The organism is Leptolyngbya sp. 'hensonii' (genome assembly GCF_001939115.1).
Classification (GTDB): Bacteria; Cyanobacteriota; Cyanobacteriia.
The window spans coordinates 1-17,101 of record NZ_MQTZ01000022.1; the positions used below are offsets into that span (position 1 = coordinate 1).

Below are 17,101 nucleotides of genomic sequence, written 5' to 3' on the forward strand. Positions count from 1 at the left end.
CGCTATCCGACTAATCCCTCGTAAACTGGTGCCCTCACTGTGAGCTTGCAGGACTTGTTGAATTTGCTCTGGACTGACGTGACGGTAGTAGTAGAGGGTGTCAAAACTCTCTGAGAAGGTTTGTTGGCACCCCAGGCAAAAGTAGCGTTGATGCCCATTCGGCATCTTGCCATGCTTGTGAGTCTTAGAATGACCGCAGAGCTTACATTCCATAGCTTGAGTAGGTGAATCGTTGATTCCTTACTCTACCAGACCCACATCAGTTTGACGCACTACCGTTTATTTCAACCACATGTGCGTCCCATTGTGCGAGGCAAAGCGGGAACACCGGTTGAGTTTGGTGCTAAAATCTCTCTCAGTTGTGTGGATGGAATTGTCTTTCTGGACCATCTCAGTTGGAATAACTTTAACGAGTCTGTCGACTTACCGCAACAGATTGAGCAGTTTAAGCAGCGCTTTGGGCATTATCCTGCTGCTGTGGTGGCAGACCAGATTTACCGAACTCGTGCCAATCGGCAGTACTGTCAACAACGGGGGATTCGTCTGAGTGGTAAACCGCTGGGTAGACCTGTGGTAGCGGAGCAAGCTACTGTTCGCCAACAAGCTCAAGCAGATGCCAGAATTCGCAATCAGATTGAAGGCAAGTTTGGGCAGTCCAAACGCCGCTTTACATTGGCACGGGTGATGGCAAAATTAGCATCCACTGCGGAAACGACGATCGCCATCACCTGTCTAGTGATGAATCTGGAGCGGCTGCTCCAAGCCCTTCTTTTTGTCCTTTTTCCGCTGTTGCTCAGTCTGTATCAGTTCTTCACTGAAGGTAGACATAGACAATCCAACCAGGTGAGCAGAGTTTGGAAGCCTGCGTGATGTCGGCGACCAAGGAGGGTGCCCTACTACCCATGGAGGTCTCAAACTTTTTCAGCAAGCCCTAAATATCTTGCTGGCTTCAGCCGTCGGAATACCCAGTCTTGCAAGGATTTTGAGGATGCAACTTTCTTCTTCTCGAGATAGTGCGATCGCCCTCCGTCGTTTCTCTGTCCAGGAGTATCACCAGATGGCGGCCTTTGGAATTTTGCGACCGGATGAACGGGTGGAGTTACTGGACGGACAAATTATTAAAATGGCAGCGAAGGGCACAGCGCATCGAGCGGCAATTAGCCGAATTGACTACTTGATCAGGGAGCGACTGGGCGATCGGGTCCTGGTCTGTCTTCAGGACCCAGTCAGGCTTGACGACTATTCTGAACCTGAACCCGATGTTGCCCTTTTACACCCTAACCCAACCTATTACGAAGATCACCATCCCAGCCCCTCAGAAGTTTTTCTCATCATTGAGGTGTCAGACACCACCTTAAAGTTTGATTGCGAGACCAAAGCCCTTGCCTATGCCCGCTCTGGCATTGTTGAGTATTGGGTGTTGGATGTGAATGGGCGGGAACTGCATCTATATCGGCAACCCAGTGCGGCGGGCTATCAGAGCCACACAATTCTGGCAGAAACGTTGACGGTTGCGCCTCTGGCGTTTCCCGATTGTGTGATGGCAGTTCAGGAGCTGTTGCGATCGCGCCCCAATCCTTGAGCGGCGGCGCGATCGCCCAACTCCATTAAGCCGTTTGAGGGGTGTTGTCAGGCAGATCTTCAGCCCCTGCTTTCAGGCGACTGGTGGTACTGCGGCGAATCCGCTCACTTTTGCGGACTCCTCCGGCCATTTGGTACTCCCGACTGTCGTTGCCGTATCTGAAAGCCACCCCGATCAACATTTGGTCAGACAGGTCACCCAGGCTTTTCTCCAGGGTTTGGATTTCCGTTTTAGAGGAGTCGAGAATCGAGAGGGCGGTGTTATAAGCCTCGATCCGGCTCCGAAGCTGCCCAATCTGTTGGGTCATATTATCGATATTGCGAATATCGCCAAAGTCCATCTTGGCATCAATGGCTTTCAATCCGGCGGCGCGAAGTTCAGCTTTTTCGAGAATCCGGGAAGTACGTTTCTTACGAGTCATAGGGATAAACCTGAGACTAAAGTGGTTGGAATTAGCATCACTGATCGAGAGAGCCATTCGGTTCAGCCAACCTGCGTAAGAATCTACGCCCGATCGGAAAGCTTTTTACCGTCAGCCAGATTCATGATGATCGCAGGTCGGCACAAGCTGAGGTGACGATCGGTTTTGCGATTTCAGCAAAACTGAAGTGGAGGTCACGACAACTGAAGTGGAGGTCACGACAACTGAAGTGGAGGTCACGACAACTTGTCCATTCTTAACGACAGCTTGAGTGGGAGTCAGGACCGCTTGTCCATTTCTGATGACAGCTTGAGCTGAGTCATACCTGTTGGTGCGATCGAGTCCCCATGAGTTTGAATACACTGAGATTATTGAAGGGGAAGGGTAATCAGGAAACCGAGGGAGTCGAGGTGAACAGGAGGACAGAAGATGGTTAACATCTCACCGATGCCGCTCAATTTAGTCACGGATACCTGGGTGAAAGCCAGTTGGGAGGAGTTTTTAGCGCTGGGTGAGAGTCCAGATCTAGAAAAAGCCCGGTTTTACTATGACAATGACTTGATGAGGATTGAGACGATGCCGATCGGATCAGGGCACAGTCAAGATAATACAATCCTTTCTCAAACGGTCAGTCTCTATGGCACCGTCAAAAATATCCGACTCAAAGGTTTTACCAATGGCAGTTTTCGTAAGCCGGGGGTGCGAGAATGCCAACCCGATCTGGCTTATTACATTGGAGCCGCGTTTCGCATTCCACCCAAAACCTCAAAACCGATTGATGTGGATGAGTTTGGTGCGCCTGATCTGGTGATTGAAATTGCGTCTACCACCCTGAGTGATGATATTGGCCGGAAACGGCTACTCTACGAACGTCTGGGTATTCAGGAATACTGGGTGGTGGATGTTGAGCGCGGCGAAGTCGTCGCCTTTGCGGTGGCAGATGGGGGCAGTAAGCAAATTCGGGAGTCGCAGGTGCTGCCGGGATTGGACATTGCACTGATCGAAGAAGCCCTGAAGCGCAGCCAAACTCAGGAAGATGGCGAGATTAACCGCTGGCTATTGCAAGTGTTTAATGACTGAACCGGAATGCGATTCTCCAGTGGAGACGCTACCCGATCGCTGCCGACCTTAATCAATCAATTAGTAGTGTTGGTGAGCAAGACTCAGTGGCGGGGTGAGGTACCGGAAGAAATGGCGCTCCCAGGAGCGGATTATGGATACACAGTAGCCCAGAACGGGAGAGGGGCCGGGGGTGAGGGCAGTTTTGGTGCATGAAGTATATTAATGCCATCCCTTCTCCTCAATCAGGCGATCAGGAGAGCCTGATTGAAGTCCTTTTCCCCCTCGGAGAGGGATTTAGGGTGAGGGCAGCTATGGCTACGACCGTAGCCAATGACCCACTTAGTACATCTCACCGTAAGTAGGGGTCGGAATTCGATCAGTAGATGCCAAAGGCTCCGTAAATACTGGGATTTAAATTCCAACCCCCATCAATGACGAGATGTACTTAGTGCTGACTCTGGAGCCTCCCTGTCAGCATGCCATCTGATTGCTCCCTGCGGTGTTGCTCAGAAGGGCGGAGGTCAGTGAAACCCAACATTGGTCAGACTGGGGGCTGGTTCCGCTCAATTAAGGTCCTCTGCTCAGTTAGGCTGGTAGAGGGGGGTTTTGTCGAGTTCACCCATGCGATCGGGGGGCCAGAACCGCACGATCGCTCGCCCGATGATGTGATCCCGCGGGACAAACCCCCAATAATGGCTGTCGTAACTGTTATTCCGATTGTCGCCCAGGACCAGATAAGAATCCGGAGGAACAATTTGTGGACCCCACTGGTAATTGGGAGTTTCGAAGATATATTGTTCCCGCAGGGGTCGATCGTTAATATACACACGCCCCCCCTTGACCTCGACTTTCTCGTTGGGCAGACCAATCACACGCTTAATAAACGCATCCTTAAACTTCTGCTCCCTCAGCTTGTCTGTCGGTGCGAATACCACAATATCTCCCCGCTCAGGCTTGTGCAGGCGATAGGTGATCTTATCAACAATCAGTCGGTCATCCACCTGCAGCGTTGGCTCCATGGAGCCAGAAGGAATCCAGCGCGCCTCGGCAACAAAGGTGCGAATTCCCAAAGCCAGCACGATGCTGAGTGTAACAGTCTTCAACCCCTCAACCCAGGGGTTTTCGTTACTTTGTTGGGGTTGGGTATGCTTTTGAGGATTATCGTCAGACACTTGATTTGGCAAGGGAGTCATGGAACTAAATTACCCGATCGCTAGGGATATCAACAGAGGTGCTAATAAGGTAGAGGTTAAACCACCTTGTAACTTCAGATCTTAATTACTCAGATCTTAATTACTTAGATCTTAATTACTCAGATTCTTCACTACAGTGTTTGATTCGAGAGAGTTAGTGGAAGTTTAACAAAAAACTTTAAAATCTCCCCTGAACTGATGGCCTCTTTATTTATCTCATCCTGCCATGCCTAACCTAATCATTCGTCAAGCTCGTATTCTCCTGCCAGAAGGTAACCTTGCGTCAGGAGATGTGTGGATTCAAGCTGGCAAAATTGCGGAGATTGCCTTGACAGACTCGGCCTCCCCGAGAGAGTCCTCCTTCGAAGTGATAGACGCAGAAGGGTTGACTTTGTTGCCAGGGGTGATTGACCCCCAGGTGCATTTCCGGGAACCGGGTTTGGAACATAAAGAAGATCTCTTCACGGCCAGTTGTGCCTGCGCTCAGGGAGGGGTGACCTCCTTTCTGGAAATGCCCAATACCCGTCCTCTAACAACGACACAAGCAGCACTGGATGACAAATTGCAGCGAGCTGCCCAGAAATGCCTGGTCAATTATGGGTTTTTCATCGGTGCTACGGCTGAAAATCTGCCGGATCTATTGGAAGCCCATCCCACACCAGGGATTAAGATTTTTATGGGCTCCATGCATGGTCCCCTCTTGGTTGATCAAGAAGCAGCACTGACAGCTCTCTTTGCCAAAGGCGATCGACTGATTGCCGTCCATGCTGAAGATCAGGCCCGCATCCTGGAACGACGCCAGCAGTTTGCCGGGATCACCGATCCGGCGATCCATTCCCAGATTCAGGACCATCAGGCTGCCCTGAATGCCACCCAACTGGCTCTGAAGTTGTCCAAACAGTATCAGCGACGGCTGCACATCCTGCACCTTTCGACCGCTGAAGAAGCTGAACTTTTGCGCCGGGATAAACCCGCCTGGGTCACGGCAGAAGTGACTCCGCAGCATCTCCTGCTCAACACATCTGCTTATGAGCAGATTGGGACGCTGGCCCAAATGAACCCACCCCTGCGATCGCCCCATGATAATGAAGTCCTCTGGCAGGCCCTGCGAGATGGAGTGCTGGATTTCATCGCCACGGACCATGCCCCCCATACCCTGGAGGAGAAAGCCCGCCCCTATCCTGACAGCCCTTCCGGTATGCCGGGGGTGGAAACCTCCCTACCCCTGATGTTGACTCAGGCCATGCAGGGCCGGTGTACGATCGCCCAGGTCTCCCACTGGATGTCTACTGCCGTTGCGAAAGCCTATGGGATCAGGCATAAGGGAGTGATCGCTCCGGGATATGATGCGGACTTGGTGCTGGTAGACCTGAACCACTCTCGACCAGTCCGGCGGGAAGACTTGCGAACGAAATGTGGTTGGAGTCCCTTTGAGGGCTGGAATCTGACGGGTTGGCCGGTGATCACCCTGGTGGGTGGGCAGGTGGTCTACGATCGCGGACATCTGAATACTCAGGTTCGAGGACGGGCCTTATCGTTTCAGGGTCAAGAGGAGGGATAAAGGGATCTTCGCTGCGGTAGAGGTGGGCGATCGCGTCAGAGCGCATCAAAAATTGCCCCTGTGACGATCGCCCCTTCCAAATTGGTCTCCAGGAGATTGGCCCCCTGCAGATTCGCGTTGCTCAAGTTGGCCCCACTCAAGTTGGCTCGGAACAGATTGGCCTCGCTTAAATCAGCCCCTTCCAACACCGAGCCGCTAAAGTTCGTAGCACTGAGATTGGCCTTGACCAGGGTGGCTGTAGCCAGATTAGCCCCACTGAGATTGGTCTCAAACAGATTAGCTCCAGTCAAATTCGCATTGGACAAATTTGCCCCGCTCAGGTTGGCCTGGGCCAGGGTGGCATCGATCAGGCTGGTGCTGATCAGCAACGCACCACTTAAATCAGCCCCACTGAGATTGGCTTCATAGAGGGTTGCTCCGCTCAAAATGGCTCCGGCCAGGGCTGCCTTATTGAGATAGGCCCGAATCAGGGTTGTAGCAATCAAATTTGCACCAATCAGGGTAGCATCAACCAGAACTGCATCAACCAGGGTGGCTTTGAAAAGGACCGATCGAGTCAGGTTGGCCTTGCTCAAAATCGCTTCAATACAGGTTGCTGCACTGAGATTGGCCTGGCTCAGATTCGCGCCAATCAAAGTTGTCCGATTTAAATTGCTTTCGCTTAGATCAGCCGCCTGTAAAAGTGCCCGTGATAAATTCATCCCACTGAGGTCTGCGCCCTGGAGATCCAGTTGAACATCTAGATTGCGTCTTCTCCAGGCATTCCAGATATTGATTTTTCGTTTCAGGAACGTCAGTTGTTCTTGATTGGCCATAATCCACTTCCCCGATTAATTCTGAATTCAGGTCAGAATCGATCGGTCAGGATGACGACTGCCCCCTAAAGGAGTTGGGTATGTTGTCAGGTATCGTCACAGTAAATCCTCTCAGTAAATTTCCTGACTGAGCTCTCGACTTTCGGTATGGGGAGAATAGAACACTTGCATGAAAGAGTCATGTGAGGTCAAATTGATCCATACTCCTCCTACCCGAACTCTTATCTCAGGGAGAGTAATGCCTGAGTCACTTGCTTATGTTCAACGCGACCCAACTATTGATTGATCACTTTGTAGACAGATTGAGAGCCGGTTATCGCCGTACCTATGGCAGGTGGAAGTCTGAGTATGAGGAGATCATCGGCTGGGTAGGAGCCATGGCTTTGGAGAACATTGCGAACAGTGATGCACTCTATCACAATGTTGAACACACCATTCTGGTTAGTCTGGTCGGCCAGGAAGTCTTGCGAGGGAAACATATTCGCGATGGAGGGGTTTCCTGTGAGGACTGGCTGCATTTCATGATCTCCCTGATCTGCCATGATATTGGCTACGTCAGGGGTGTCTGTCGGCAGGATGAGGCAGGAGTTTGTGCCACAGGAATTGATGGGATGACCATCACCCTATTTCCTGGAGCCAGCGATGCCAGCATGACCCCTTACCATGTGGATCGGGGGAAGTTGTTCATAGAAGAACGCTTTGGCGGCCATCGCCTGATCGATGCGGAGCAGGTGAAGCGAAACATTGAACTAACCCGCTTTCCAGTCCCGATCGCAGAAGATCATCAAGACACAGTAGATTACCCTGGCCTGGTCAGGGCTTCTGATTTGATTGGTCAGCTCGGTGATCCGCGTTATCTTCAGAAGATCACGGCCCTATTCTACGAATTTGAGGAGACAGCGACCAACAAGGTCCTGGGCTACAAAAATCCTGGTGATTTAAGAGATAACTATCCCAAGTTTTACTGGAATGTGGTCTATCGCTACATCAAAGAAGGCTTAAACTGCCTATCCCTGACCCAGGATGGGAAACAAATCATTGCCCACCTGTACGCCAATGTCTTCATCGTCGAACACGAAAAATTACAGGAAGCCTTATCTTCCTAAGGGCACCAGACCTGGAGAACTCGTCCCGTCAAAGTTTGGCCTAGGAGAGGGGTGTTATGAGATCGAGACCTGAGTTTTTTTTGCTCCAGGAGCCAGGTTTGCTGGGGGTCAAACAGAACTAATTCTGCGGGTTGGCCAGGAACAATCGCCGGAGCCAATTGGCCTAAACAGCGAGCAGGACCCGTACTTAGAGCAGCCCAGAGTTCCAGGGCAGTCCAGGTACCCGTTTCGACCAAAGCTTGCCACAGTTGAGGCAGGGCCAGTTCTAACCCGATCGCGCCTGGAGGAGCCTCTGCAAAGGCGACGGTTTTCTCCTCATAGGTGTAGGGGGTATGGTCGATCGCAATCCCATCCAGAATGCCCTGACGCAATCCCTGCTGTAACGCCTTTTGATCAGCAGGGGAACCCAAGGGCGGTTCCAGTCGCAAATTAGGATTGTAGGACTCGATCGCCTGGGTATTGTAGAGGAGATGCATCCAGGTGGTGCTGGCCGTAACCGGCAGCCCAGATGACCTGGCTGCCTGAATCAGGGCTACACTGCGGGCAGTAGAAATCCGCATGATATGAACGGCTGTTCCCGTTTCTGCTACTGCTTCCAGGAGGGCCGCCAAGGCGGAAGTTTCAGCCAGAGCAGGGTTCCCAGGCAAGCCAAATCGAATCGAGTCGGGGCCTTCTCGCATCACCCCATTCCCAGCCAGTTCCAACCCACAGGGCCAGAGGGCGATCGGTTTTTGCAAGGGCTGCAGGTATTCCAGTAGCCGACGCAGCAGCACCAGGCTGGACCATGGGCGACCATCTGTAAAGCCAACAATGCCTGCTGCGGCCAGTTCTGTGAGTTCAGTCATCTGCTTACCCTCCAGGCCCAGGGTCAGGGCTCCCCAATAGTGGAGATGTGGTTCAGGCCCAGAATCAGGTTTTTGTGTCTGATGTTGCAGAGATAGGATTGCCCCAGGCTGATCGATCGGGGGGGTGGTATCAGGCAGAATCGCAACCCGGGTGAATCCCCCAGCAATAGCTGCCTGTTTGAGAGAGGAGAGGGTTTCCCGCGACTCAAAGCCTGGTTCGCCAGAGTGACTATAGAGGTCAACCAGACCCGGCCCTAAGATCAGCCCCTGGCAATCCCGCACTTGAATGGTGTCGGCTAAGGGAGACCGGGTTGTTTCGATTGCTTCAATCCGGTTGTCCTTGATCAGGACATCAGCAATGCGGTCAGTTTCAGACACAGGGTCTAATAAACGGACCTGCTGGAGTAATTCACTGACCATAGGAAACTTGCCTACCCAAAATCCTGACAATCGACCTCAATTTTATCTGGGGATGCACCATTTATAGCGGCTTATACCTAAGAGAATCGGCCTCCATTGCCCTCAATCTCCGTAATCACCCGGAAGGGTAAGTCATCTGTATGAGGTAAGGTTCAGGCCTCACTCTTTAGGATTAAGAGGAAGGACAGGTGAAATGGATGAAGATCCCTATTCCCCCATGATCCCTGTCACACCGGGCTTTCCACCAGGAAAGCAGAATCTTTAAATAGAGAGAGCAAGAGACCTTATTCCAGGTTAGGGATGTCGGTAAGGAGAAAACTATGCTAGAGAAAATGATTCTGGCGATCGCTGCCACAATGGCTTTTTACCTGACGTTCCGCCCCGCTCTGCCCATCAGGATTGGACCTGTTGCGCTGGGGGCAAACGTGCTGCATCCGGCGGCACAGCCGACACTCGTGCTGATTCCCGGTCATAGCCCAAAGGGTCTATAATGACCAATCCAAAATTCCCTGGTTCATTGCATTAGAAGACGCCTCCAGGGGCGTCTTCCGTTTTTTCGAAAGGGCCATATCCCCAAAAACTGGTCACTCACAGAGGTTTCATTCTTATTAGCCCAGGGATTTGCAAACGAGTGCATTTGTATTTGATACAATTGCACTATTCGTTGTGTCATCCTCCCCTTAACCTGTCTCCTCGATCGTGGCGGCAGCTTTTTCCCTTGAGCCCTTCCCATGATTAAAATTCTCCACCTTTCTGACATCCACATGGGGAGTGGTTTCTCCCATGGTCGTATCAATCCCCAGACAGGCCTGAATACTCGCCTGGAGGATTTTATCGCGACATTGGGACGCTGCATGGACCGGGCGATCGCAGAGCCTGTGGATCTGGTGCTGTTTGGTGGGGATGCCTTCCCCGACGCCACCCCACCCCCGATCGTTCAGGAAGCCTTTGCCAGACAGTTTCGGCGGCTGGTGGATGCTAACATTCCCACGGTGCTGCTGGTGGGCAACCACGATCAATACTCCCACGGGCAGGGGGGAGCGAGCCTCTGCATCTACCGCACCTTAGGAGTACCGGGGTTTGTCGTTGGTGATCGGCTGGAAACCCATCGGATTCAGACGGGCCACGGTCCCGTGCAGGTGATCACCCTACCCTGGCTGACCCGTTCCACCTTACTGACTCGCCCAGAAACCGAGGGACTGTCTTTATCGGAGGTGAACCACCTTCTGATCGATCGCCTGCGGGTGGCCCTGGAAGGAGAAATCCGGCGACTGGACCCGGCGGTGCCCACCGTCTTGCTAGCCCACCTGATGGCAGATGGAGCCCGCTACGGTGCCGAACGCTTTCTGGCCGTGAGTAAAGGGTTTACCATCCCCCTCTCCCTGCTAGCCCGCCCCTGTTTCGACTATGTGGCCCTGGGGCATGTGCATCGTCATCAGGTGCTCTGTCAGGACCCTTTGATTGTCTATCCCGGCAGTATTGAGCGGGTCGATTTCAGTGAAGAAAAGGAGGACAAGGGGTTTGTGCTCTTGGAGTTAGACCGGGGGGCGGTACAGATGGAGTTTTGCCCCCTGCCGGTACGATCGTTCCGCACCCTGGAAATCGATATCTCTGGAGCAGAGACGCCGCAGGCAGCCCTACTGGCGGTCATGACCCCGGATCAAGTCCGAGATGCGGTCGTGCGCCTCAACTATCGCCTCCGCCCCGATCAACTGGACCAGATCGATAATCGAGTGTTGCATGCAGCACTCAGTTCCGCCCACAGTTACACCATCCAGCCGGAACTGGTCAGCCAGTTGGCCCGGCCCCGGCTGCCCGAATTAGGGGTGGGAAACAATCTGGACCCGATCGAGGCCCTGAAAGCTTACCTGGTGAATCGAGCCGATCTGAAGGACATTGAGACGGATTTGCTGACAGCCGCTCAGAATCTCCTTTCTCTGGAAGCCGATCGAGTTCTGCTCCGGCGTGGGGGTGCCCCTGCTGGTGGAGCTGATCGGGAAGACCCGGATCGGGGACAGCAACTTCGCTTACTGTAAGTGCTCCATAATCGCCTGGGCCAATCCCTCCAGGGTATAGACTTTGGCTTCCACATCGACCCGTCCCAGGAGTTTGCGGCAACTTTCAGAGGTCTGGGGACCGATCGATGCCACACATACCCCCTCCAGCCAGGTTTGCCAGTTGGGTTCAGCCTGTTCCAGCAGTTGACGGAAGTAACGCACGGTTTTAGAACTGGCGAAGGTGACCACATCCACCCTGCCCTGTTGCAGAGCCGCCTGGGCTGCGGGCGAGATCGTCGTTGGGCAGCCAGACTCATAGGCAGGCACTTCCACCACAGTCGCCCCCTGGGCACTTAACTCTGCCACCAGCACCTCCCGTCCTCCACTTTCCACTCTGGGGAATAAAATGTGCTGCCCCTGGAGAGACTGCTGCATCCCCAGGTGAGCAGCCAGGTGAGTTGCCAGGGAATCGGCAATAAAGTTAGGCGGGATGAAATCGGCCTTTAGCCCGTGCTGTTTCAGACTGAGGGCCGTTTTTTCCCCCACCACTGCAATCTTGACTCCCGCCAGAGCCCGGGCATCTTTGCCCAGAGCCGCCAGTCGTTGAAAGAAATACTCCACCCCATTGGTTGAAGTTAGGATCAGCCAGTCAAATTGTTGCAGGGTCGCGATCGCATCATCCAGGGCAGCCCAATCGGAAGGGGGACCAATCACCAGGGCAGGCATTTCGATCACCTGGGCTCCGGCCTGCGAGAGCAGGTCCATAAACTGGCCCGATTGACCGGCGGAACGGGTAACCAGGATAGTTTTCTCGGAGAGGGGGGCAATAGCAGCAGTCACGATCACAGGCAAATTAGAGGACTGTTCATACTCTACCGTTCCGGGGTGACAGTCTAACCTGGTCAGGGCTGTCTGGAGGCTGACAACGGCTCCGATGACCATGACGCAGGGAGCCAGGGAACAGCCAGCCGTTTGGGTGACGATCGTGGCCAGAGTCCCCACCCAGGTCTGTTGATCGGGCCGACCTGCCCAGCGAATGATGGCGATCGGCGTAGCTGGAGTGCGTCCTGAGCGAATCAGTTGCGCCACGATCTCAGCCAGATTTTGCCCCCCCATGAGCACCACCAGCGTCTCAATCTGGGCCAGGGCAGTCCAGGGCAACGTTGTCGGATCGTGGGCGGTCAGCACCGCGAAGCACCGGCTGAGCATGGGATCGGTCAGGGGAATACCAGCCAGCAGGGGCGCAGCCAGAGCGGAGGAAATCCCCGGTACCACCTCAAACGGACAACCCGCAGCCTGGAGAGCTTGAATTTCAGAGGTACAGCGACCGAAGATAAACGGGTCGCCGCTCTTGAGGCGCACCACCTGTTGACCCGATCGCCCCTGTTCTACCAGAAGGCGATCGATCTCTGACTGGGCCATACTGGGCTGTCCACCTCGCTTGCCCACGTACCAGCACTGGCAGTGGGCAGGCACCAGGCGCAATAGCTCGGCATCCACCAGGGCATCGTAAATCACCAGGTCAGCCAGAGCCAGCAGTTCTTGCGCCCGGAGGGTCAAATAAGCTGGACTCCCCAGCCCAGCTCCCACCAGATAGACTTTGCCGGATTGGTTATTGGTCATTGATTGCCCAGAGATACAGCCATGGTTCTAATGGGAAGCTCTAGTTCTTGCAATTCTCTCCCAGAAGGTACCCTGTCTACAAATCTCAAGGCTTCTGTTCAGCCCGGCGTTGCTGAAGGAAGGAAGGAATCAGGAGCGTGAGCAAGATGCTCAGGGAGCATGTCACTTTTGCAGTGATGCTTTCTAGCCCTCATCCCCCAGCCCCTTCTCCCAAAAAGGGCGAAGGGGAGCCGAATCATTTCAAAGTCCCTCTCCCAAATTGGGAGAGGGATTTAGGGTGAGGGCAAAGGTGACATGTACCCCAGGGGATTCCATTAACAGAGGACAAGATTAACGTTTAACAACAGCCGTGATGATAACCGTCAGCGTTGCTGAAGCAATGAGGGTAAACGCCAGTTGAACAACCCACTGAATGCCTTGTTGATAGGCATTGAAACGAATACTTTGCTCTTTAGCGTCCTCTGTTAATCGGTCAACTTTTTCACCGAGATCATGAATGAAGTGTCCTTGCTGAGCTGTTGCCTCGGCTAGCTTATCCAACATTTCATCAGTCCAGCGTTGGGTCGTCATCGGATTTCCCTCTCCCACATATTCAGTGTAGAGGATTCATCCAGGGGAATCAAAGGATCGCCATGCTTCACCCTTTCAACGATCGGGTTCAGGTCTATACATTCCGGAAATATCCCTTGATTACCCTGGTCCGTTGTTCAGTTGAGATGCAGAAATTCGGCATAGCTCAGATTGCCACGAGTCGAACAGGGGGCACGATGACCATAGAGTGCCAGAGGGATGGCATCCATCAGCCTTTTGCAAATTTGCCTACCCCAGGGGAAGCCGCTCTGCGTCTACATCCCCCAACCCCTTCTCCCGTTCTGGGCTACCTTGTACACACAAGTAGGGTTTGTGCCAGGTTTAACCCGATCGTAGGGCCAGCCCGGATCGTAGGGCCAGCCCGGGTCCCCAAATTTACAATCCTTAAAAAAGAGTTAAACAAACGGTATATCAGGTCACAAGAATTTACATTTAAAGGGGCGTGAGTATAAATACACATTAAGGCCGCTTCTGCATTAATCGCAGGGGGCGGTAGGTAGGTGTGAATTGATATGCAAAAGTTAAGTGCGGAAGAACTTTTAGCCCAATATGCTGCCGGTAGGCGTAACTTCCAGGATATTGACCTCAGTGACATACAACTTTTTGAAGCGGATTTACGAGGGATTGATCTCAGGGGGAGTAACCTGAAAAAAGCTTATTTACCCTATGCCAGTTTGACCGAGGCAGACTTGCAGGAGGCTCAACTGCAAGCCGCCGAAATCAGTGATGCCCGACTATGTCAGGCTAATCTAATCAGAGCTGGGCTGCAGGGAGCTAGCCTCTGCCGAACCAACCTCCGAAATGCCAATCTTCAGGGCGCTGACCTGACTGGAGCCAATTTACAGGGGGCTGACCTCTACAATGCGGATTTAACCGCCGCTAATTTACAATCTGCCGATTTAAGTCGAGCTAATTTAGAAAATACCATTTTGATGCAGGCTCAATTGGGAGGGTGTAACCTGAACCGGGCACAGCAGGTCAATTTGGCCGGTGCCTATACCGATGATTTGACCACATTACCAGATGGCTATCCGGGAGGAGAGATGAGTGAAAATCCCCCCGCTCCATGACTGGCCGGAAACCGCTGAAGCCGCGATCGAGCTGCAGCAGACCCTGCGGGATAGGGTAATCACGGACGATCGGTATGGACCGATTCATACTGTTGCGGGTGTTGATGCCGCTTTTGAAGCAGAGGGCACCATGACTCGGGCAGCGGTGGTTGTGCTCAGCTTTCCAGACCTCCAGGTCCAGGAGCAGGCGATCGCCCGTCGTCCGACCAGGTTTCCCTATATTCCGGGGTTTCTCTCCTTTCGAGAGGTACCAGCCATTCTGGATGCCTTAGCGCAGCTTTCTATTACGCCTGATCTCCTCCTCTGTGATGGCCAGGGTATTGCCCATCCGCGCCGATTTGGAATTGCCTGCCATCTGGGCCTCCTGACGGATCTGCCCGCGATCGGGGTGGCCAAGTCTCGCCTGGTCGGTACCCATGGGGCCGTTCCAGATGAACGGGGGGGGTGGGTTCCCCTGGAGTATCGTCAGGAGGTGGTGGGTGCTGTTCTCCGCAGTCGGGTTGGAACAAAACCCCTGTATATCTCCCCCGGTCACCGGATCAGTTTGCCTGGGGCGATCGAGCAAGTGATGGCCTGTACCACCCGCTATCGGCTCCCGGAAACGACCCGTCTTTCCGATCGGTTGTCAAAATCCAGAGCTGTTTGAAGAGAGCTGGCCGTGGCCATCCGGATTAATTTTCTGACACCTTCATCACGGGGCACCTGGGATGTTGCCCACCCTGGGCACAGATGTAGCTCAATTGCTCCGGGCTCAGATTTTTAGCTCTGGAAAAATTGACGCCTCTAAATGCACCCGATGGGTTAGGCACGGGGGCCAGCTTAATAAACTGATCCGGGGAGGTCGCTGTGAGCAAAATGAAGGTGGCTCCCTGAAAATCTGCCCCATCCAGATTGGCCCCCCGCAGATCGACCATGCTCAGGTCAGCCCTGCGAAAATTGACATTCTGCAACTGGGCAAAACTCAGGTTAGCCCCTGACAGTTGGGCCTCACTCAGATTCGCATCCCGGAGATTGGCTCCACTCAAATCGGCACCGGATAGATCCGCCTTTCTCCAATCTGATTCAGTCAGGTTGGCATCCCGCAACGTTGCTCCCAGGGCATTAGTCTGGCCAAGACGAGCCCGCTGCAAATTAGCCTGCACCAGATTGGCCTCTCCCAGATCAGCCCCGGTGAAGCTGGCATCGCTGAGCTGGGCCTGTTGTAGATTGGTACGAATCAGTCGGGCACTGCTTAAATTCACCCGATTCATCCGAGCTTTGGACAAATTGGCCTGATTGAGGGTCGCCTGCAATAAATTAGCCCGTTCCAGGGGCACCTTGCTCAGAAAGGCACCCGTCAGGTCCACTCCCTTCAGATTTGCATCACTCAGATCCGCAATCCAGTCATCGAAGGTGCCCCAGTACCCATCAGCCCCAGGACCGTAGAAACGGGCTCTTTGCAGGCTGGCCCGACTCATATCTGCTCCCCTGAGTTGGATGCCGGAGAGGTCTATTCGGTCCAGGACCAGGGTGAATTGGGTAGACCCAGAACCCGTTTGGCCGAGGTCAATCCGATTGAGATCACTCCCATGGACCTGGCCACTATAAATAGTCAGAATCTTCGCGATCGCCCGCTGGGTTGCCCGTTGTCGCAGCGCCGCCAGGGTGCGTTCCTGACGATCTCCGCCTCGCTTTAAGGATTCCAGATCGGTCTTAAGTGCCAAGTTCAGTTTGTGGAGCGGTGGAAGCGCTTCCGCTCCCTTACTGACCAGGGATTGCTGAATGGCATCAATCATGAGCGGGGTCTCTGCCTGACTCAGCAGGTCAGCCAGGAAAGGGAGTGCCCGGGGATCATTCAACTTCCCCAGGGCCAGCACCGCACTCTGACGATCGTCGGGAGTTTCGGGTTTTGCGGCCAGTCGGTTGACCAGGGTGAGAAATACCTCATTATCTTGTTGCTTAAACTCGCGCTGATTGGTCTGACTTTGAATGTAGACTTGCGTACCCACAAAAGTTCCCAGAATCATGCCCATGCCCGACAGGAACAGAGTCAGGAGGGTCAGCCCAGGGTGCTGACGCATCCAGACCCAAATGCCTGGCCGTCCCCACTTGGGCTCAGGGGTAAGCACGATCGCGGCAATTGCTTCATCTTCATTGCTCCACTCCCCAACTGGCTGCCAGGTTGCAGCATCGGCACCCCGCTCAAAGAAGCGGAAATGACGGAAATCATTGGAATAGGGGGTTACCGTATCAATCACGAAGGTACCAGACAGACGATCGTGCAAGGCCCGTCGTCGTCCATCTAGGCGCGCCAGCAAATGCTCTCCAGCCAGCAAGAACGAGGCCAGACCAGCCAAAATGGCCAGATCGGGAAAAGCTCCCATATAGCGCCAGATCAGATAAGCGATTCCCAGGGGCAGCCCCCAGCGACCCACCCCTTCCCGAAATAAAACCTGAGCCAGACCAGGCGGGGCTCCAGAGGGCGTTACCACCCGCACCCCAAATAAACGCTTCAGAGGAGTTTTACCGGTCCGGGTCAAAAGATAGAGATGAACCCCAGACAGGACCAGCGGTGCAGCTAAGGCCCCCGTCCACAGTAGATTGGTCAGGGGAGTAACCGCTCGTTCCATATCCTGTTTGGGAATGCCTAAGGCCCGGGCTGTGGTTTCTTCTACCGTTGCCAGAATTGGATTGAGGGGAACCGTTGCGCCTGGGAAGGAATGGTTAATCTGCCCCCCAATGCTGAAAGGCAGGATGGCTGTAGCCGTTACCAGAGAAACTTCAAGGGTCCAGGCAGCCCAGCGCCGAACCAGGAAAGGCAGTTGCAAATGGATAG

Annotated in this window: 16 protein-coding genes and 2 pseudogenes; 10 read left to right on the top strand and 8 right to left on the bottom strand. The window is 53.7% G+C overall.

Going from position 1 to position 17,101, the window contains the following annotated elements; genetic code table 11:
• Positions 1 to 213: pseudogene (locus BST81_RS08870) on the bottom strand (IS1 family transposase); the annotation flags it as partial.
• 72 nt (positions 214 to 285) lie between these two features.
• On the opposite strand from BST81_RS08870, the pseudogene BST81_RS08875 reads away from it, so the two are divergent.
• Both BST81_RS08875 and BST81_RS08880 read left to right on the top strand, forming a co-directional pair.
• Positions 286 to 870: pseudogene (locus BST81_RS08875) on the top strand (transposase); the annotation flags it as partial.
• 118 nt (positions 871 to 988) lie between these two features.
• Complete coding sequence (locus tag BST81_RS08880) at positions 989 to 1,582, top strand: Uma2 family endonuclease (protein WP_075598197.1); 594 nt, start codon at positions 989 to 991, stop codon at positions 1,580 to 1,582.
• Positions 1,583 to 1,607: 25 nt separating this feature from the next.
• Here the strand turns inward: BST81_RS08880 and BST81_RS08885 are convergent, their stop codons facing one another.
• Entirely contained in the window at positions 1,608 to 2,003 is a 396-nt protein-coding gene (locus BST81_RS08885; RefSeq protein ID WP_075598198.1) for a hypothetical protein, read from the bottom strand.
• A 429-nt stretch (positions 2,004 to 2,432) separates the two neighbouring features.
• Between BST81_RS08885 and BST81_RS08890 the strand changes: the two genes are divergently transcribed.
• Entirely contained in the window at positions 2,433 to 3,083 is a 651-nt protein-coding gene (locus BST81_RS08890; protein WP_075598199.1) for a Uma2 family endonuclease, read from the top strand.
• A gap of 6 nt (positions 3,084 to 3,089) precedes the next feature.
• Positions 3,090 to 3,278, top strand: a complete 189-nt coding sequence (locus BST81_RS08895; RefSeq protein ID WP_075598200.1) for a hypothetical protein — start codon at positions 3,090 to 3,092, stop codon at positions 3,276 to 3,278.
• Positions 3,279 to 3,646: 368 nt separating this feature from the next.
• Here BST81_RS08895 and lepB read toward each other — a convergent pair whose 3' ends face one another.
• Positions 3,647 to 4,258 (bottom strand): signal peptidase I, encoded by a 612-nt coding sequence (gene lepB / locus BST81_RS08900; RefSeq protein ID WP_075598201.1) that lies wholly within the window; start codon positions 4,256 to 4,258, stop codon positions 3,647 to 3,649.
• 226 nt (positions 4,259 to 4,484) lie between these two features.
• On the opposite strand from lepB, the gene BST81_RS08905 reads away from it, so the two are divergent.
• On the top strand, positions 4,485 to 5,819 hold the full coding sequence (locus BST81_RS08905; RefSeq protein WP_075598202.1) for a dihydroorotase: 1,335 nt from the start codon (positions 4,485 to 4,487) through the stop codon (positions 5,817 to 5,819).
• A 35-nt stretch (positions 5,820 to 5,854) separates the two neighbouring features.
• On the opposite strand, the gene BST81_RS08910 is transcribed toward BST81_RS08905, so the two are convergent.
• Positions 5,855 to 6,634 carry a pentapeptide repeat-containing protein gene (locus tag BST81_RS08910; RefSeq protein ID WP_075598203.1) on the bottom strand — a complete coding sequence of 260 codons (780 nt, stop codon included), beginning with the start codon at positions 6,632 to 6,634 and terminating at the stop codon, positions 5,855 to 5,857.
• 257 nt (positions 6,635 to 6,891) lie between these two features.
• On the opposite strand from BST81_RS08910, the gene BST81_RS08915 reads away from it, so the two are divergent.
• Positions 6,892 to 7,740, top strand: a complete 849-nt coding sequence (locus BST81_RS08915; RefSeq protein ID WP_075598204.1) for an Npun_R2479 family HD domain-containing metalloprotein — start codon at positions 6,892 to 6,894, stop codon at positions 7,738 to 7,740.
• Here BST81_RS08915 and BST81_RS08920 read toward each other — a convergent pair.
• On the bottom strand, positions 7,737 to 9,005 hold the full coding sequence (locus BST81_RS08920) for a dihydroorotase (RefSeq protein ID WP_075598205.1): 1,269 nt from the start codon (positions 9,003 to 9,005) through the stop codon (positions 7,737 to 7,739). The two genes, BST81_RS08915 and BST81_RS08920, sit on opposite strands and share 4 nt — an antisense overlap.
• Positions 9,006 to 9,325: 320 nt before the next feature.
• Between BST81_RS08920 and BST81_RS27985 the strand changes: the two genes are divergently transcribed.
• Positions 9,326 to 9,496, top strand: coding sequence for a hypothetical protein (locus BST81_RS27985; RefSeq protein WP_171974703.1), 171 nt, complete (start codon positions 9,326 to 9,328; stop codon positions 9,494 to 9,496).
• A 240-nt stretch (positions 9,497 to 9,736) separates the two neighbouring features.
• On the top strand, positions 9,737 to 11,041 hold the full coding sequence (gene sbcD / locus BST81_RS08930; RefSeq protein WP_075598207.1) for an exonuclease subunit SbcD: 1,305 nt from the start codon (positions 9,737 to 9,739) through the stop codon (positions 11,039 to 11,041).
• Here sbcD and cobA read toward each other — a convergent pair.
• Positions 11,033 to 12,625: a uroporphyrinogen-III C-methyltransferase gene (gene cobA, locus BST81_RS08935; protein WP_075598208.1), complete on the bottom strand. Its 1,593-nt coding sequence runs from the start codon at positions 12,623 to 12,625 to the stop codon at positions 11,033 to 11,035. The genes sbcD and cobA overlap by 9 nt on opposite strands.
• Positions 12,626 to 12,955: 330 nt before the next feature.
• Positions 12,956 to 13,195: a hypothetical protein gene (locus BST81_RS08940; RefSeq protein ID WP_075598209.1), complete on the bottom strand. Its 240-nt coding sequence runs from the start codon at positions 13,193 to 13,195 to the stop codon at positions 12,956 to 12,958.
• Positions 13,196 to 13,728: 533 nt separating this feature from the next.
• Between BST81_RS08940 and BST81_RS08945 the strand changes: the two genes are divergently transcribed.
• Positions 13,729 to 14,286 (top strand): pentapeptide repeat-containing protein, encoded by a 558-nt coding sequence (locus tag BST81_RS08945; RefSeq protein ID WP_075598210.1) that lies wholly within the window; start codon positions 13,729 to 13,731, stop codon positions 14,284 to 14,286.
• Entirely contained in the window at positions 14,264 to 14,932 is a 669-nt protein-coding gene (gene nfi, locus BST81_RS08950) for a deoxyribonuclease V (RefSeq protein WP_075598211.1), read from the top strand. Before BST81_RS08945 ends, nfi begins: the two co-directional genes overlap by 23 nt.
• Positions 14,933 to 14,957: 25 nt before the next feature.
• On the opposite strand, the gene BST81_RS08955 is transcribed toward nfi, so the two are convergent.
• Positions 14,958 to 17,093: a pentapeptide repeat-containing protein gene (locus BST81_RS08955; protein WP_216351272.1), complete on the bottom strand. Its 2,136-nt coding sequence runs from the start codon at positions 17,091 to 17,093 to the stop codon at positions 14,958 to 14,960.
• Positions 17,094 to 17,101: the final 8 nt, after the last annotated feature.

Bases quoted from the DNA above. Each gene is read 5' to 3' on its own strand.
- BST81_RS08880 (WP_075598197.1), top strand. From the start codon at position 989: ATGCAACTTTCTTCTTCTCGAGATAGTGCGATCGCCCTCCGTCGTTTC.
- BST81_RS08885 (WP_075598198.1), bottom strand. From the start codon at position 2,003: ATGACTCGTAAGAAACGTACTTCCCGGATTCTCGAAAAAGCTGAACTT.
- BST81_RS08890 (WP_075598199.1), top strand. From the start codon at position 2,433: ATGGTTAACATCTCACCGATGCCGCTCAATTTAGTCACGGATACCTGG.
- BST81_RS08895 (WP_075598200.1), top strand. From the start codon at position 3,090: ATGCGATTCTCCAGTGGAGACGCTACCCGATCGCTGCCGACCTTAATC.
- lepB (WP_075598201.1), bottom strand. From the start codon at position 4,258: ATGACTCCCTTGCCAAATCAAGTGTCTGACGATAATCCTCAAAAGCAT.
- BST81_RS08905 (WP_075598202.1), top strand. From the start codon at position 4,485: ATGCCTAACCTAATCATTCGTCAAGCTCGTATTCTCCTGCCAGAAGGT.
- BST81_RS08910 (WP_075598203.1), bottom strand. From the start codon at position 6,634: ATGGCCAATCAAGAACAACTGACGTTCCTGAAACGAAAAATCAATATC.
- BST81_RS08915 (WP_075598204.1), top strand. From the start codon at position 6,892: ATGTTCAACGCGACCCAACTATTGATTGATCACTTTGTAGACAGATTG.
- BST81_RS08920 (WP_075598205.1), bottom strand. From the start codon at position 9,005: ATGGTCAGTGAATTACTCCAGCAGGTCCGTTTATTAGACCCTGTGTCT.
- BST81_RS27985 (WP_171974703.1), top strand. From the start codon at position 9,326: ATGCTAGAGAAAATGATTCTGGCGATCGCTGCCACAATGGCTTTTTAC.
- sbcD (WP_075598207.1), top strand. From the start codon at position 9,737: ATGATTAAAATTCTCCACCTTTCTGACATCCACATGGGGAGTGGTTTC.
- cobA (WP_075598208.1), bottom strand. From the start codon at position 12,625: ATGACCAATAACCAATCCGGCAAAGTCTATCTGGTGGGAGCTGGGCTG.
- BST81_RS08940 (WP_075598209.1), bottom strand. From the start codon at position 13,195: ATGACGACCCAACGCTGGACTGATGAAATGTTGGATAAGCTAGCCGAG.
- BST81_RS08945 (WP_075598210.1), top strand. From the start codon at position 13,729: ATGCAAAAGTTAAGTGCGGAAGAACTTTTAGCCCAATATGCTGCCGGT.